The organism is Bacteroidia bacterium (genome assembly GCA_026932145.1).
In the GTDB taxonomy this organism is placed as follows: Bacteria; Bacteroidota; Bacteroidia; order J057; family JAIXKT01; genus JAIXKT01.
The window spans coordinates 96,523-111,895 of the sequence record JAIXKT010000001.1 but is presented as its reverse complement, the minus strand read 5'-3'; the positions used below and the strand labels follow the sequence as shown (position 1 = coordinate 111,895).

Here is a 15,373-nt window from a genome sequence, read left to right as displayed (position 1 = left end):
TTTTTACCACTGCTTTATGCTGCGCAAAGGTACATAGTTTTATTATTCTTGCTTCCAAACTCTTAGCATTTCGCGTTTATTCCCAAATCCGCTTGGCTTTTGAAAGAAAAAACCATGTTTTTTTAGGATTCGTTGTACTTGTCCGGTTATACCGTAGCTAACTAAGCAGCCACCGTTTTTCAGCAATTCAAAATAGGTTAAAAAAGCATCTTCGTCCCAGAGCTCCGGAGATATTTTGCTGTCAAAAGCATCTAAGAAAATACAGTCATATTGTTGATTCTTAATTAGTTCTTTTGAAAATGGGCATGAAAAAACAGTTAGTTCTGCGAGTGGAAAGAAATCAACTGTTATGGTTGGAGAGATAGGTCTTTGGTAAATTGTTGTTAAGGCATCTAACTTAGGCAAATACGCAGGCAGAGAGTGATAATATTCTGCCATAAGTAATTCCGGTAGCAAATCAGGCTCAAAAGCGGTATAGAAAATTTTATTTTTTGTATTTATAACTAATTGATAATAAGACAATAAAAAATTTAATCCTGTTCCGAATCCAATTTCGAGGATATACACATTTCCGTATTTAAGGAGTTCAGGAAGGTAGCTGCCTTGAATAAACACATGATTAGATTCTCCTATTGCACCCGATAGGGAGTGGTAGTGGCTTTGAACTGAGTGGTCAAACACAGTAGGAGAGCCGTCTTGGGTAATAATTACATCTAACACACCACAAAGATAACACTAACCAAGCAGTCAGCAAACACAAAACAAAACTAACCAATTAGTCAAGGTATGAATATAAGGCTGACCAATTGGTTAGTCTTATGGGATAACGACTGGCCAATTGGTCAGTGTTCTGTTTTTTGTTTTGACTAATTGGTTAGTTTTGTGGCGGTGATTTTACAACCCTAAAAAATGGAACAACCTATCCGAAATCAGATATTAGCTGCCTCCCGAAAGGCATTTCTAAGGGAAGGCTTTGTGGGCGCACGTATGCAGGCTATTGCAGATGAAGCCGGAATCAGTAAAGCGTTATTACATTATCACTTTAAAAGTAAAGAACTACTTTACCAAGAGGCAGTTAACTATGCTATAAGTCAGTTACAGCCTGTTTACCAAGCGTTTGCTGCCGAGCATACCAGCACCAAAACTAAGGTTACTGCTTGCTTGCAAGAAATTGAAGATATTCACCAAAAACAGCCGGAACTAATCCAGTTTTTAGTATTTGAAGCTAAAAATAACTTTGCCGGACTCACATTTGAGTTAGAAATTCCCCCTTACCAAGAGGTAAGTTTCAAGCAAAAACAGCTTTTTTTTGACCTATTTTGCTTCGTTGCGGGATACTTTTTGGTTCAAGAAAGCGCCAAAAATATTTACCCTCAATTAGCAAGCTGCCAAAAATTAGCTCCGTCAGAGTTAGCAGACGGCATCTTAGCCTTGATTCCTTCTTTATATTTAGAAAGGTATCTTATGAAATAATACGAAATTTTGGAGGTTTTCAGGGTCAGTTTTTTAGCCTTTTTGGCGGAAGTTTTGAAAATACTTTGGTATTCAGCAGGAAAAAATGAATCAAGAACCAACCTTTGTAAACGCCGGTTAGCTCGCGAAGAGGTCTTCTGGGGTATCTAAACTGCTTTCTAAAACGAAATATGGCTGAAAATTGCCCATAAAAGGCAAAATGAGCTTGAAGAATAGCAAGTGTTTGCTGATAGTTAAGTTTTATCAAAGAAACAAAGCCGGCTAAACCGTCTAAGCATAGCCGAAAAAACAGTAAGAAAAAAACCTGCGGAGCCGGATACAGCCGCGCAATCATCATCAAGTTATTTCTAAAATTTAAAAATGATTTACGAGGAGATTGCTGTGCCAAAGTACCACCCCCTACATGAAAAACGAGGCTAAGTGGCTCTACTGCAATTTGATAACCAGCTAACTGGGCACGCCAGCAAAAATCTATTTCTTCTTGATGCGCAAAAAAATACCCCTCAAAAAGCCCTATTTCGGCAATTACAGACTTTCTAACCAAGATACAGGCACCACCAGCCCAAAAGATAGTCCTAAAATCATCATACTGCCCGTTGTCGCGCTCGCAAATGTTTACCATTCTTCCTCGGCACAAAGGATAGCCTAATTCGTCAATAAATCCTCCGGCAGCACCTGCATATTCAAAGTTTTCTTTTTCATAAAAACTGCGAATCTTGGGCTGTATAGCAGCCAGTTTAGGCATAGCTTCCATTCGCTTTACCAGTGGAGCTAACCACGCCGAATCCACTTCTACATCACTGTTTAAAAAAACAATATACGGAGAATCTATCTGGGCTGCCGCTAAGTTATTTCCAGTCGCAAAACCGTAGTTTTTAGCCAATTTAATCAACCGAACGGCGGGATAAGTGGTTTCCAACCAAGCACAACTATCATCAGTAGAAGCATTATCAGCCACAATAACAGAAAAGTTAGAATACTTTGTAGCCAAAGCACTGGGCAAAAAACGCTCTAACCAATTTCTACCGTTATAATTTAGAATTAATACAGAAACATGTGGTTCTAAATCCAAAGAAAACGTATTTAAAGCGCAAAGATACGTAACTTTGCTACCCATTAGTAACTATGAATTATCAATTTATTATTGTTGAAAAAGAAATATCAGCCAATGTCGCTTTAATTCGCTTGAATCGCCCCAAAGAATACAATGCCCTAAATACAGAATTAATGGCAGAATTGGCCGATGCCTGCCAACAATTAGATAAAACTGAAAACGTTCATTGTATCATAATTACCGGAAACGAAAAGTCTTTTGCTGCCGGTGCTGATATTAAGCAGATGTCAGGGCGCGGTGCTGTTGATATGCTGATTTTAGACCAATTTTCTGTTTGGGATAAAATCAAGCGGGTTAAGAAACCCATTATAGCGGCGGTTTCCGGCTTTGCATTGGGAGGCGGATGTGAGCTGGCAATGCTCTGTGATATGATAGTAGCCAGCGAAACAGCACAGTTCGGCCAGCCAGAAATAAAAATAGGAGTGATGCCGGGCGCCGGCGGTACACAACGGCTTACCCGCGCTATCGGAAAAGCCAAAGCAATGGAAATGGTACTCACAGGACGTTTTATATCCGCACAAGAAGCATTTCAAGCCGGCCTAATCACCAAAATCGTTCCCGTAGAACTATACCTCCAAGAAGCTATATCCCTCGCAACAACCATAGCCAAACAACCTCCTTTAGCCTGCCAATTAGCCAAAGAAGCTGTTCTGAAATCTTTTGAAACCTCATTAGAAGAAGGATTGTTCTTTGAACGAAAAAACTTCTACTTACTGTTTGCCTCCGAAGACCAAAAAGAAGGTATGAATGCATTCATAGAAAAACGAAATCCAAAATGGAAAGGAAAATAATATTTTGCAAAATACTTATTATCATATTTTTAGGCTCTTATCTTAAAGTAGAATCTCAAATTATTTCTGGGCCCTATCTGGGTCAGGTTACTACCGAGCAAGCCTATCTTTGGGTTTTACTCAAAAAATGTGGTACTGCTGCCGAAGCCATATTGCAGGAAAATGGACAAACAATTGAGCAGTATAGCCTTCCCATTAACCAAGAACTTTTTCCGGTTAAAAAACCGGCTATTATTTTTACCCTAAAAAACCTAAAACCAGCAACAAAATATTCTGTATCCTTTTCTATTGACGGAAAAAAACAGCCCCAAATATGTTCGTTTTCAACGCCTAACTCGAACCATGAAGATACCGTTACAATGCTTTTGGGAAGTTGTATGTATATTGGAAAAGGTTTTTTTTCTCCACTCAATGCTTTTACCAATCGTGGAACGTTACGCCAAATTGCCAAAGAACCACCTACAAATTTTTTGTGGTTAGGGGATAACGTTTATTACCTGCCGGGATATTATTGGAAAAACTACAAGCGGATGTATCTACGCAATGTGTCTATGCGGAGAACCCGTGTGGTAAACAATGCGTTAAGGCCACATAGACAATTCGCTATTTGGGATGACCACGACTTTGGCCCCAATGATGGCAATGGAGACTTTAATAAAAAAGATAATTCACTAAAAGTATTTCACCAATTTTGGCCAAACCCAAAACAACCCAATCAAGGTTCAGAAAACTACTTTACTTTTTCTATGGGAGTAATTGACTTTTTTTGCTTAGATGGTCGCTATTATCGAACTCCCCAAGATGGCCCCTCCGGTGAAATGTTTGGCAAAACGCAAATAAACTGGCTTATCGAAGAGCTTAAAAAATCTAACGCCCAATTCAAATGTATAGTCAGCGGCACACAAGTGCTGAACGAAATTACCAAACATGAATCTTTTGCCCATTATACCACAGAATTTAATAACCTACTGGAACTTATCCGGAGAAATAAAATTTCCGGCGTAATCTTTTTATCCGGAGATAAACACCATAGCGAAGCCTTTAAAGTAGAAAAAGAAAACCTCTATCCGCTATACGAATTTACCAATTCACCCTTAACAAGTTGGCCTAGACCAAGTTTTAAAGGCGATGTTGAAAGAAATAACCCAATCAGAATCCCCGGCTCTTGGTATCGAAAACATAACTACGGCAAATTTACTTGCATCCCAAAAAATGATACCGCAGAGCTAAACTACCAAGTTATATCCAAGCGAGGAAAAGTCGTTTGGAGCATCAAATTACTTTCTAAAGATTTAACTTATTGATACAGAATATTATTCATGAATTATTCAAAACCAGAAGATTTTTATTGTGATTTACACATTCATCCAACTTTAAAGGCATTTTTAATCAATGCGATAATCAATCCTTGGCATCGCTATGATGAAGCCAGCCCGGAAGAACGGGTCGGCAGAACCTCAAAACTTACGCAAGCAGATTTCTCCAGACTCTTAAACTCCAACACACGCTTTGTAATGTGCTCCATAACAATGTTAGAACGCTATGTTTTGGGAAAATTGGTTACAATGCCGGGGGTCATGGCCAGAGTAATGAAAATGGACGTAAAACGCCTCAGAGATATTTTAAACAAACGGCCTTTTGACTTACTTCAAGAAGAACTTAACTACCTAAAACGCAACCTACAAGACCCAGATAGCGACCGCAAAGCTGTTATCGCTCATTCCTATGCACACGCGCAGGAAATCCTGAAAAACCCAAACCAAATTGCACTGATTTTAGCCATAGAAGGAAGCCATTGCTTAGGATTTGAATACAGAGATGCCCTTTTTCCGGGAAAAAATAAAGATTTACCGGAAATAATTAACGAAGAAATGATTGAGCAAAAAATCCAGTTTATGAAAGAAAACTTTGTATTCAGCTTAACACTTAATCATTTTGTTTACAATCACTTAGCAACACAACCAAAGGCTATTGAATTGGTTGGATTACAAAAAATTGCCCATAATCCGATAAAATCCCTGCATTTAGTAGGAGAGTATCGAGGTCTAACCTACTTAGGACAGTTCTTTGTAAAACGCTGTTTAGAAGAAAATATTATTTTAGATGTAAAACACTGTGATGCCGTTGCTCGCTATCAGATTTATGAACTTGCAAAACAACACAAAAAACCGATAATAGCTTCGCACGTAGCGGTTTCCGGAAAAAGAACAAACCTCAGAAACCATCAACTACTACAAACCAAAGAAGACTCACCCCAAGATAGATTACAAAGCCAACGCTTCAATCCTTGGGATATAAACATCCATGATGACGATATTCTGGCAATCCATCAATTAGATGGCTTAATCGGAATCATTTTAGACGAAAGAGTTTTAGCAGGTGAAAAACTAACCCAAAAAATCCGAAAAGAAAATGGAAATTGGGTGGAACTCTTTTTTAATCAAATAGTTCATATTTACACAACGCTTGTTGCATTTGGTATTTCCCCCCAATTAGCACTTGATAATATTTGCATCGGCAGTGATTTTGATGGTATAATTGACCCCATTGACAGTATTGTAACCGTAGAAGACTATCGCAAAACAAATGAAAACAACGTTGGCTTAGATGATTCTTTGTTACAATTATTTCATCAACGATTTTCATTATTTCGTGAAACTCAATTAGAACCAGAACAAATTGTTCAGAAAATCATGCGTGATAACTTTGTTCGTTTTATGGAAAAGTATTTTAAATAACCATTTTTGCAAGTTATTGTATAATTTTGCTAAATGATTAAATTTAATATTATCGTTGCCGGACTTTTTCTGCTTGTATCTTGCAGTAAACCGGCAGCCCAAGAAAGTACAAATTCCTCAACTTCTACCGAGCAGCATGAGGAACATTCCGCTCATGATGAGCATGGTATGTCAGAAGACAATGCAAAACCCGGAAAGGACGCAACCCCCGAGTTGTTTGCCAGTTTAACCGTAAAGGAAGACCCTATTTGCGGGATGAGTTTTGCGGAATATCCCATATCAGATACTCTTAGAACCGCTGAAGGTAAGCTATATGGCTTCTGCTCAGCTCATTGCAAAGAAGAATTTGAAAAACACAAAAAATAAACACTCAATTATCTCTTGAATACCTCAGATCAATATTATCAAGTTATAGCAACTTGCAAACAACTTTTTCTAAAAAAACATTTAGACTACGGGGCTTCTTGGCAAATATTAAGATTAACTTCGGTAACTGACCAACTCTTTATTAAAGCAAAAAGGATTCGGACAATCGAAGATACAGGAAAAAATTCTGTTCAAGAACCCATTGAAAATGAATATGTTGGCTTAATAAACTATGCAATAATCGCATTGATAATATTATCCGGAGGCAATCATGAAGATAACATTGAAAAATACTATGATCAAGCAGTAGTCAGAGCCTTTGAAACCTATCTCGCTAAAAATCAAGATTATGGAGAAGCTTGGAGAGATATGAGAACCTCATCCTTAACGGATTTGATACTCATGAAGATTCTGCGTATCCGTAGTATTGAAGATAATAACGGAAAAACAATCGCTTCCGAAGGAGTTGATGCAAATTATATTGATATTCTGAATTATGCTGTATTTGCTTTAATTCAATTAGGCTTTGTAAAAAACTAATTATTAGCAAATTATACTAAATGCTTCAAGAGTTAGATCAAGGTTTATTTTTATGGTTAAACCAATTTCATCAGTCAAATATTGATTCGTTGATGGTTTTTGCTACCGAAAAATGGACTTGGCTACCTTGGTATGGCGTTTGGATATTTTGGCTTGGCTATCGTTACCGTTGGCGGTTGCTCCCTTGGTTAATTTGCCTTGCGTTGCTAATTACCTTAGCAGACCAGATTTCATCCGGTTTCACAAAGCCTTTTTTTGAGCGATTGCGCCCTTGCCATGAACAGAGTTTGCAGGGGTTAATCCATTTGCTTATCCCAAACTGTGGTGGAAAATTTGGCTTTATCTCATCCCATGCGGCTAATACCGCAGTATTAGCCGCATGGTTGATAACTACTGTCTTGAAGAAAAACCCTGTTTTACAAACTATTTGGGTTTTGTGGGCATTATTGGTAAGTTATTCTCGGATTTATGTAGGTGTGCATTATCCCGGAGATATTTTAGCCGGCTGGATCTTAGGAATTACCCTTGCTTTTGGCTTAAAATATTGCTTAGTTCAATGGTCTATTCCTGTAAGTGGCTTATACAAAAATGCTTAGGAAAAATGAATCTTTTAAAAATTAAACTCTTGTTTTATGCAATTACTTATCTAACAGTTTCGTTAATAAATGCACAAAAACTTGATAATCAAGATATTAATTCTATAGAAGACTTTCATATCCAACTTACTCGTAAGTCGCCTAAACCAAAACCTAAATTATCTCAAAAGCCGCTCTACGTTAAACTAAATCCACTTTACTGGGTTTTGTACGGGTCTTTACGATTTTATCAAACGGTATTATCTGCACAGCTATCCAAAAATTGTATGTATGAACCGTCTTGCTCCCGTTTTAGCAAAGAAGCTATTCAGCAATTTGGAATCATCAAAGGGATAGCGTTATCAGCCGACCGCTTAACAAGATGTTCTCGGTCGGTAGCCAAAGAAATACCGACTATTCGTATCACCAAAAGACGTAAATATTTTGACCCACCCAAATTGTACCATTTAAAATCATTTCATAACTTTAACTAAGATGTTAAATCCTTTTCAGCTTGGGGATACAAAGACTTTTGATGTTTGGGTAGATGAATCCAGATTGGCTCAATTTGATTCCGGCTTGGTACACCGAGTATATGCGACTTTTGCTCTTGCTAAAGATGCAGAATGGGTTTGTCGCCTCTTTGTATTAGAAATGCTGGAAGAAACCGAAGAAGGTGTTGGCGCTTATGTTTCAGTAAAACACTATGAACCAGCTCCCTATAAAGCAACTGTAACGCTAATAGCCACTTTGGAATCTGTTATTAACAATAAAATCCATTGTAAATGGAAGGCTTTTTGGCACAAAATACTTATTGCAGAAGGGGAACAAACACAATTTATCATCAATAAAGAGGCATTTAATGCTAAGATAAATCAACTTTTTGAAGCGAGTTAGCTACCAAATATCAATTTTCCGATTGATTCTGCAGTGTTTTGCCATGAAAATAATTTTACACGGTCATTTCCGCGTTCAATCAGGTTTTTTCTGTATTCGGGATTTTGAATTAGCTGAGCCATACCATTAGCAATATCTTGCGGAGAATGTGGATCTACCAAAATAGCAGCATCGCCACATACTTCCGGCAAAGAGGTAGTATTAGAAGCAATGACCGGCACACCACTTCGGAAACCTTCTACAGCAGGTAATCCAAACCCCTCAAAATAAGATACATAGCAAACTGCTTCGCAGGATGCATATAACTTCACTAAGTCTTCATCAGCAATATAGCCGGTAAATAAAATATCATCACGATAACTGCATTCATTGGAGTCCATTAGAACTTTTTGATAATCCCAAGCTTTTCTTCCCACAATAACTAACTTATGTGGAGTTAATGTGTTTTTTTTAAAAATATTGAAAGCACGTATCAAGTTAGAAAGGTTTTTTCGTGGATGAATTGAACCTACATACAAGAAATAAGGATAGCCGGCTGTGTATTTTTGGCGCGTTTTTAATTGTTCGGCTTCATCTATGGGGTGAAAATTTTCACTGACTCCATTCCAAATAGGGATGATTTTTTGGGGATCTGCAGAATAATAATTTAAAATATCCTGACGGGTAAACTCTGATATAGCAACTGTTTTTTGAGCCTTTTGGAGATATTTCGGATAAAAAAAGCGATAGAATAAGCCTTCTAAATACGAAATATCTTGCGGATAATGCTCAAAAGCTAAATCATGAACTACATGAATTTGAGATACTTGGCTATTTAGGCATAAATAACCTTCGGGAGAAAAAAACAAATCAATGTTTAACTTTTTTAAATAGTAGGGTAGTGCCCATTCAAACCAGATATAATACAAAACGGGATGCCTTGCCGAAGGGTAAACAACAACCGGAGTTACATTTGGGGCATAGATAAATTGTGGGTCATATTTTCGGTCAAAGAAAAAATAAAACTCATGTTGGGGATAAATTTGAACCAAACGAGACAGTACTTCATGGGCATAACGCCCAAGACCTTCTAATTTTCCTGCAAGCAATAGCCTTGTATTTACTCCTATACGCATTTTTTCTTGGAATAAATTGAAAAAGCCGCTTTTCGGCGGCTTTTTCAATTATAAGAGAAATTGATTATTTGTATTTACTGAATTTTGGGTTATCACGCATTACAGAGAAAACCGGATTCGTCATAACGTCATCTTTATACTTAGGGTTAATTTCAATGGCTTTATCTAAGTTTTCTACACATTTATCTGGAAGTCCTTTGTAAGCATAAATTAAAGCAAGGTTAAAATATGGTTCAGCTTGTGAGGGGTCTAAGGAGATAGCTTCTTTAAAATCTGCCTCTGCTTCTGCAAAACGATTGGTTTTTAGCTCTGCTACACCGCGGTTATTTAGTCCTGTAGCTGTTTTGGAAGATTCTGTAATTAAGTTTGAATATTCAGCTAAGGCACCGGAAATAAAACCTACTTTTTCCATCATCACAGCACGGTTGAAATACAAGCCTTTGTTGTTGGGGTATTTTATAGCATAGTCATTGTAAGCATCAAGCATTTTCATGCGTTCATCAAGGGAATAGTTGCTGGCAAATTTAGTTTTGAAAGCCAAAGAAGCCATAGCATAGTCTTGGTTATTTTTATCTAAGGATTGTGCTTTTTCAATGTCTTTAATAGCAGAGGCTATGTCGTTGATACCAAATAAGTAGGTGCAGCGCATTGCAAATAGGTTAGCTTTTTCATTATTTGGAATCAACATATTAAGTACACGCAGTCCTTTTTGAGCATCAGTTCCTTTTATGTATTTACCAATGGTCATTTTTTTGGTTGCTACGTTATACAATTCAGGAGAGATAACCGGCATTTTGGAGGGATACATTTCGGTGTACATTTTATCCGGTTGATAATCGAAAGTAAAGGTGATGAATGTATGACGGCAGTTTTCCAATACTTCTTTTACGAGTTTATCCCAATGGGGCAGTTTACGGAGTTCTGCTTCTTTTTCATCTTTGGTGGCACTGGAAGCGGATATAGTTAGAACCTGCTTACGCTCTTCATCAGTCATTACGGCTGTTTTGGTGAGTAGGTCAAAGCGTTCCCAATCTTCACCTTTACCGGAATATTCAATTTTGATTGTTTCAGCCTTTTCTTTAGGCATTTTTTTCGTTAGGTCATTAAAGACAGCAAGAGAGCGTGCTTCTGAAAGTTTTTGGTTAAATTCTTCCGTTCCGCCTTGTGAAGCATAACCTTCAATGTTAATGGTATTTGCCTTAAAGCCTTCGGCTTCGTATTTGGCTAAGTAGTTTGTGATAACGTCTGTTAATTCGTTTTCATTAAACTTGGTTGAACTCATCGGGAAGATAAGGTCTAATGTTCCTTGAAATCCCTTATAGCGGTAGTTTTCATCTTTAATGTTAATATCTGGTAGTATTACCAATGAACCGGTATTAGCCTGCTCCCAAGGTTGGTCTGTGCAGCAGTTTGGCTCCATTGGGCCTAGTGGAACTTCCACTGTATTGCAAAATACCTTAGCTACTTTTCCTTTTTTGTATTGAACGATTGAGAACTTCAGGATTACCTGCCGGCCATCTAATTTTTTGCCGACCGGAATCTTATACAAGAAAAACGGTGTGTTATTTGCCTTGTAGTAAGTCTCATCAATAACGAGCATTCCCAATTGTCCTTGGGGTTCTGATTCAATATTTTTCAGATGTTCTTGTGATGAATACTCGGCTGTTACATGAACAGCTACTCCTTTGGTCAAATATTTTCCGTACTCCATGTCGCCGATCATTCTGAAATACAAGGTGTCTCCTTTTATTTCGTACTGACCGGGTTCTAAGTAGAAATAGTCAAACTGAGAGTTATCATATTCACTTACGCGGAGGGTCGTTTGTCCCATATTTGAGGCAAGCATCGCTTTTGCTTCGGTTTCAAAGTTCTTACAAGTGTTAGTAACTTTTTTTCCGTTGTATTTCGTCTTGTTTATCAAACCTTCCGGGCCGCATCCACTAAGCAGATAACTAACCGTTAGTAGCGAAAATAATTTTATTCCAAAATTTCTTATGGGTAATAGCATAACACCGTATCTTGTATTAAGTAGGTTAATTCGTTGCAAAGTTACTTACATTTTGTTTGTTGAAACAAAAATATTTTTTGCACATTTTCGTTCTTTGCAGGTTTTATTAGATAATTTGTTACGATTCAGAAGTTATTATTACTTAACAATACTTTAACCGTAAAATTCACATCTAATTATTGGTCTGTTAATTTTTGCAGGATGCTAAAAAACACAATTCCGGCGGCTACGGATACATTTAAGCTATGTTTATCTCCGTATTGTTGGATGGAAACGGCGGCATCACAGAGTTCAAGGATTTCTGCTGAAATGCCATTAACTTCATTTCCCAAAATAAATGCTAATGACTGCTTAGGGAGAATGCTTAACCGAGAAATATCAATACTTTGGTCTGTTTGCTCTACGGCAATTATTTTGTAATTATCTTTTTTTAAATTGCTTATGCAATCTTGGGTATGGTTGTAAAATTCCCAATCTACTGTTTCGGTTGCACCAAGGGCTGTTTTTTGGATTTCTCGGTGGGGGGGGATGCCGGTAATTCCACATAAAAATATTTTCTGAATATTAAAGGCATCGGCACTTCTGAAAATTGACCCTACATTATGCAGGCTGCGGATATTTTCTAAAACTACTACAATCGGAGTTTTAATAGTTGGTTTTAGAGCTGCATCATGTAGTTGTTCTATCTCGTAAGTTGTTAATTTTCTCATTTATGCAGAAACTGCTTTCAGTAATTGTTTAACTTGTTCTGCTTTTTGGATGGCGTGTTCTAAGTTTTCGTCCACGATGGTTACGTGCCCCATTTTTCGGAACGGGCGGATATGTTTTTTACCATAAACATGAATTTTTACTCCTTCAATGTTTAGGCATTCCGGGATTCCAAGATATTTTACATTTCCGTCGTGCCCATCTTCTCCCAAAATATTGAGCATTACAGCCGGTGTACGTAACTTAGTGCTTCCTAAAGGGAATCCTAAAATAGCTCGTAGCAGTTGTTCATATTGGCTGGTTACGCAGGATTCAATTGTATGATGACCGCTGTTGTGCGGGCGTGGAGCTATTTCGTTGATAAGTAACTCGTTGTTATCCGTTAAAAAAAACTCTACTGCTAAAAGACCCACAAAAGACAGTGATTCTACCAATGTGTGGGCAATATCATTGGCATCTTTAACTACCGAATCTGAAACATGGGCGGGGCAAAGTAAGTATTCAACCAAATTAGCTGTTGGGTGAAAAACCATTTCAACCATAGGAAATACTTTAATTTCTCCTGACCGGCTTCGGGCGATGATTACAGAAAGTTCTTTTTGGATAGAAACAAGCGGCTCTACGATACTTGGAGCATCGAATAGTTTATTCAAATTTCCCTGATTATGAATCACTTGTACTCCGTAACCGTCATATCCGCCTGTACGTAATTTCTGTACAAATGGAAAATTAATCTGCTGCTTCTGTATGCTGATATGAATTTCATGGGCATTTGTAAAAAAACGGCAGGGGGCAGTAGGTAAATTATTTCTGAAGAAAAAAGATTTTTGGTTACCTTTATCTTGAATAGTTGCTACGGTTGCCGGATTAGGTGATATTAATTTTCCCTGATTTTGCAATGAATTGAGGGCATCCGTATTTACGTTTTCAATTTCTATGGTTATTAAATCAAGATTTTGCCCAAACTTTTTAACTGTTTGATAATCAGTATAATCTCCTTGATGGTATTTTTGGCATAAAAATCGGGCAGGAGGTTCTTTATAGGGGTCTAAAACTTCTGTGTGAATATCCCATGAATTGCACACCTGCAAGAGCATTTTACCAAGCTGCCCGCCGCCTAAAATACCCAATTTGAACGATGGATTACTGAATAAATAATTACCCATTGCTAACGCCGCCAATCTCTTATATGTCGCTTAAAGTCTTTAGGAATTCTGAAATTCTGAATATCTAATGCTTTTGGCAAAAGCCGGGTAGCGGTAGTTGTTATGGTTAAGTCAGGAGTTTTACGGATTGTTTTGAGTGGTATTCTGCCGTCTAAGCCTTTTATCAGAAAGATAGCTTTGGTTCTGGGCTTCTTCTTGAAATGGCTAATATCTACATAGATTTTATCTGAAACGTAATATGTTGTGGTTTCGCTACCCTTAGTAACCTCCCAAGTAGAGCATTTGTGACCCAAGATTATTTGTTCTTCCGATTTTTTTACAGCTATTGGAATGGTATCTTTTTTAGTGTACTGATATTTATCTTTTAGAAAGTATCTTTTATTGGCTGCATCTATGTAATAGACTTTATTAGAATCCAAAATGTATAAAATAGAGGTAGGAAATGAGCCTTCATAGAGTTGTATGATAAAATCTCCTTTTCTATAATGTTGATCCATTTTTTGTATTGGTTCGTCTGCTGCAAATCCTTTGGCGTTTTTTCCGGTTATGGCTATAGAATAGTTGATAGTTCCCTCAAATTCAGGAACATCCGGTTTTGAGAAAGCCGTTCCGTCATGCTGCCCAAAAGCAATACCCGTTGTTAAAAGAGCGATCCAAAATAATGTGTGTTTTATCCAAAGCATGAATTTTTTATACAGAAATAATGCCAATCTAATTTAGTAAGAGCTATTTAACATACTGGGCATTGCGAGCATCAATACATTTTCGTTTGCTTCTTGGGTTGTCGGTAAAATAATCACTGCTCGCCCCGGAGTGCCAAGCTCTAATATTACGTCTTCTGTATCTGTGTTTGTAATAATTTCTTGAATCATTTGGGAGTTAAAGCCGATTTCTAATTCTTCACCTTCATAAAGGCCGTGTAAAGTCTCTTTGGCTTCGTTTGCTAAATCTTGGTCTTCGGCAGTAAGTTCTATAGAGTTACCAATAAGTTTAAATCGAGATAGATGAGAGGTTTTGTTGGCAAAGATAATTAAACGTTTTAATGAAGATATAAAGTCTTTTTTATTTACAATCAAGCGATTAGGGCTTTGAATTGGGATTACGGCTTCATATTCCGGGTATCTATCGTCAATTAACTGGCATACCAACATGATACTTCCGATATTAAAAACAGCGTTTCTGTCGTTAAAGTCTATGCGTATCAGTTCGGCAGAGCCGCTTGCGGAGCCTTTTAAGAGTTTTAGTGCCTTAGGCGGTAATATAAACTTAAATTCTGAATCGCTCTCAATATCAGTGCGTTGATATTTAACCAAGCGTGTTGCGTCTGTGGCTACGAAAGTGGCACTTTTTTCTTTAAAGTTGAACAACATACCGTTCATTGCCGGCCTATGTTCATCTGTTGAAGCGGCAAACAGTGTTTTTTCGATAGCTCGAACTAAGTAGGGCATCGGCATTTGAACGGAACGGGTATTTTCCGGAAGGGTTATTCGGGGAAAATCTTCGCCGTTTTCACCACTGATTTTGTATTTACCGTTTAAAGTTGTAACTTCACATACAAAGCTATTTTCTGGAATAGTGATTGTAATTGGCTGATTATCAATAGCTTTTAAAATATCTAATATGAGTTTTGCTGGTAAGCAAACTTTACGGCTATCTTCTTCGGCTTCTACAGCCGTTGTTGTGTGCATCGTGTTCTCTAAATCTGTGGCAGTTATGGTTAGTCGCTTATCGGTAACCTCAAATAGCAGATTTTGAATGATTGGAACAACTGCCTTCGCCGGTACAACCCCAACAACTAAGCCTACTTGTTGTAATAATTCGGAAGATGAAATAATGAACTTCATGCTTTTTTAACGGTAAAAATATTCCACAAAAGTAATAG

Annotated in this window: 17 protein-coding genes; 9 read left to right on the top strand and 8 right to left on the bottom strand. The window is 37.5% G+C overall.

Going from position 1 to position 15,373, the window contains the following annotated elements; translation table 11 throughout:
• Positions 1-42: 42 nt before the first annotated feature.
• Positions 43-720: a tRNA (5-methylaminomethyl-2-thiouridine)(34)-methyltransferase MnmD gene (mnmD, locus tag LC115_00475; GenBank protein ID MCZ2355155.1), complete on the bottom strand. Its 678-nt coding sequence runs from the start codon at positions 718-720 to the stop codon at positions 43-45.
• Positions 721-909: 189 nt separating this feature from the next.
• On the opposite strand from mnmD, the gene LC115_00470 reads away from it, so the two are divergent.
• Positions 910-1,473 carry a TetR/AcrR family transcriptional regulator gene (locus tag LC115_00470; protein MCZ2355154.1) on the top strand — a complete coding sequence of 188 codons (564 nt, stop codon included), beginning with the start codon at positions 910-912 and terminating at the stop codon, positions 1,471-1,473.
• A gap of 25 nt (positions 1,474-1,498) precedes the next feature.
• Here LC115_00470 and LC115_00465 read toward each other — a convergent pair whose 3' ends face one another.
• Positions 1,499-2,545, bottom strand: a complete 1,047-nt coding sequence (locus LC115_00465) for a glycosyltransferase family 2 protein (protein MCZ2355153.1) — start codon at positions 2,543-2,545, stop codon at positions 1,499-1,501.
• A 53-nt stretch (positions 2,546-2,598) separates the two neighbouring features.
• Here LC115_00465 and LC115_00460 point away from each other — a divergent pair, with 53 nt between their 5' ends.
• Genes LC115_00460 through LC115_00425 form a run of 8 tightly spaced genes read left to right on the top strand, consistent with a single transcriptional unit; the run spans position 2,599 to position 8,494 of the window.
• Positions 2,599-3,378: an enoyl-CoA hydratase/isomerase family protein gene (locus tag LC115_00460; GenBank protein MCZ2355152.1), complete on the top strand. Its 780-nt coding sequence runs from the start codon at positions 2,599-2,601 to the stop codon at positions 3,376-3,378.
• Positions 3,363-4,682 carry an alkaline phosphatase family protein gene (locus LC115_00455; protein ID MCZ2355151.1) on the top strand — a complete coding sequence of 440 codons (1,320 nt, stop codon included), beginning with the start codon at positions 3,363-3,365 and terminating at the stop codon, positions 4,680-4,682. Before LC115_00460 ends, LC115_00455 begins: the two co-directional genes overlap by 16 nt.
• A 15-nt stretch (positions 4,683-4,697) precedes the next feature.
• The gene (locus LC115_00450; protein MCZ2355150.1) at positions 4,698-6,116 is read left to right on the top strand and encodes a membrane dipeptidase; all 1,419 of its coding nucleotides are present in this window, start codon (positions 4,698-4,700) and stop codon (positions 6,114-6,116) included.
• A 33-nt stretch (positions 6,117-6,149) separates the two neighbouring features.
• Positions 6,150-6,482 (top strand): hypothetical protein, encoded by a 333-nt coding sequence (locus tag LC115_00445; GenBank protein MCZ2355149.1) that lies wholly within the window; start codon positions 6,150-6,152, stop codon positions 6,480-6,482.
• Between the two features lie 15 nt (positions 6,483-6,497).
• Positions 6,498-7,022: a DUF1599 domain-containing protein gene (locus tag LC115_00440; GenBank protein MCZ2355148.1), complete on the top strand. Its 525-nt coding sequence runs from the start codon at positions 6,498-6,500 to the stop codon at positions 7,020-7,022.
• Positions 7,023-7,042: 20 nt separating this feature from the next.
• Positions 7,043-7,618, top strand: a complete 576-nt coding sequence (locus LC115_00435) for a phosphatase PAP2 family protein (protein MCZ2355147.1) — start codon at positions 7,043-7,045, stop codon at positions 7,616-7,618.
• A 5-nt stretch (positions 7,619-7,623) separates the two neighbouring features.
• A complete protein-coding gene (yidD, locus tag LC115_00430) occupies positions 7,624-8,091 on the top strand; it encodes a membrane protein insertion efficiency factor YidD (protein MCZ2355146.1) in 468 nt (155 codons plus the stop codon).
• Between the two features lies 1 nt (position 8,092).
• On the top strand, positions 8,093-8,494 hold the full coding sequence (locus tag LC115_00425) for a hypothetical protein (protein ID MCZ2355145.1): 402 nt from the start codon (positions 8,093-8,095) through the stop codon (positions 8,492-8,494).
• Here the strand turns inward: LC115_00425 and LC115_00420 are convergent.
• From LC115_00420 to dnaN, 6 genes are all read right to left on the bottom strand, one after another.
• Complete coding sequence (locus tag LC115_00420) at positions 8,491-9,609, bottom strand: glycosyltransferase family 4 protein (GenBank protein ID MCZ2355144.1); 1,119 nt, start codon at positions 9,607-9,609, stop codon at positions 8,491-8,493. The genes LC115_00425 and LC115_00420 overlap by 4 nt on opposite strands.
• 64 nt (positions 9,610-9,673) lie before the next feature.
• The gene (locus LC115_00415) at positions 9,674-11,617 is read right to left on the bottom strand and encodes a tetratricopeptide repeat protein (GenBank protein ID MCZ2355143.1); all 1,944 of its coding nucleotides are present in this window, start codon (positions 11,615-11,617) and stop codon (positions 9,674-9,676) included.
• A 176-nt stretch (positions 11,618-11,793) separates the two neighbouring features.
• Positions 11,794-12,327 carry an RNA methyltransferase gene (locus LC115_00410; GenBank protein MCZ2355142.1) on the bottom strand — a complete coding sequence of 178 codons (534 nt, stop codon included), beginning with the start codon at positions 12,325-12,327 and terminating at the stop codon, positions 11,794-11,796.
• Entirely contained in the window at positions 12,328-13,491 is a 1,164-nt protein-coding gene (locus LC115_00405; GenBank protein MCZ2355141.1) for a 5-(carboxyamino)imidazole ribonucleotide synthase, read from the bottom strand.
• A gap of 2 nt (positions 13,492-13,493) precedes the next feature.
• The gene (locus LC115_00400; protein ID MCZ2355140.1) at positions 13,494-14,174 is read right to left on the bottom strand and encodes a DUF4412 domain-containing protein; all 681 of its coding nucleotides are present in this window, start codon (positions 14,172-14,174) and stop codon (positions 13,494-13,496) included.
• Between the two features lie 33 nt (positions 14,175-14,207).
• Complete coding sequence (gene dnaN / locus LC115_00395; GenBank protein ID MCZ2355139.1) at positions 14,208-15,335, bottom strand: DNA polymerase III subunit beta; 1,128 nt, start codon at positions 15,333-15,335, stop codon at positions 14,208-14,210.
• Positions 15,336-15,373 lie beyond the last annotated feature (38 nt).

Coding starts and splice junctions, on each gene's coding strand:
- LC115_00470 (MCZ2355154.1), top strand. CDS start 910: ATGGAACAACCTATCCGAAATCAGATATTAGCTGCCTCCCGAAAGGCA.
- LC115_00435 (MCZ2355147.1), top strand. CDS start 7,043: ATGCTTCAAGAGTTAGATCAAGGTTTATTTTTATGGTTAAACCAATTT.
- LC115_00405 (MCZ2355141.1), bottom strand. CDS start 13,491: ATGGGTAATTATTTATTCAGTAATCCATCGTTCAAATTGGGTATTTTA.
- LC115_00410 (MCZ2355142.1), bottom strand. CDS start 12,327: ATGAGAAAATTAACAACTTACGAGATAGAACAACTACATGATGCAGCT.
- LC115_00420 (MCZ2355144.1), bottom strand. CDS start 9,609: ATGCGTATAGGAGTAAATACAAGGCTATTGCTTGCAGGAAAATTAGAA.
- LC115_00400 (MCZ2355140.1), bottom strand. CDS start 14,174: ATGCTTTGGATAAAACACACATTATTTTGGATCGCTCTTTTAACAACG.
- LC115_00455 (MCZ2355151.1), top strand. CDS start 3,363: ATGGAAAGGAAAATAATATTTTGCAAAATACTTATTATCATATTTTTA.
- LC115_00425 (MCZ2355145.1), top strand. CDS start 8,093: ATGTTAAATCCTTTTCAGCTTGGGGATACAAAGACTTTTGATGTTTGG.
- LC115_00450 (MCZ2355150.1), top strand. CDS start 4,698: ATGAATTATTCAAAACCAGAAGATTTTTATTGTGATTTACACATTCAT.
- LC115_00445 (MCZ2355149.1), top strand. CDS start 6,150: ATGATTAAATTTAATATTATCGTTGCCGGACTTTTTCTGCTTGTATCT.
- LC115_00415 (MCZ2355143.1), bottom strand. CDS start 11,617: ATGCTATTACCCATAAGAAATTTTGGAATAAAATTATTTTCGCTACTA.
- LC115_00460 (MCZ2355152.1), top strand. CDS start 2,599: ATGAATTATCAATTTATTATTGTTGAAAAAGAAATATCAGCCAATGTC.
- dnaN (MCZ2355139.1), bottom strand. CDS start 15,335: ATGAAGTTCATTATTTCATCTTCCGAATTATTACAACAAGTAGGCTTA.
- yidD (MCZ2355146.1), top strand. CDS start 7,624: ATGAATCTTTTAAAAATTAAACTCTTGTTTTATGCAATTACTTATCTA.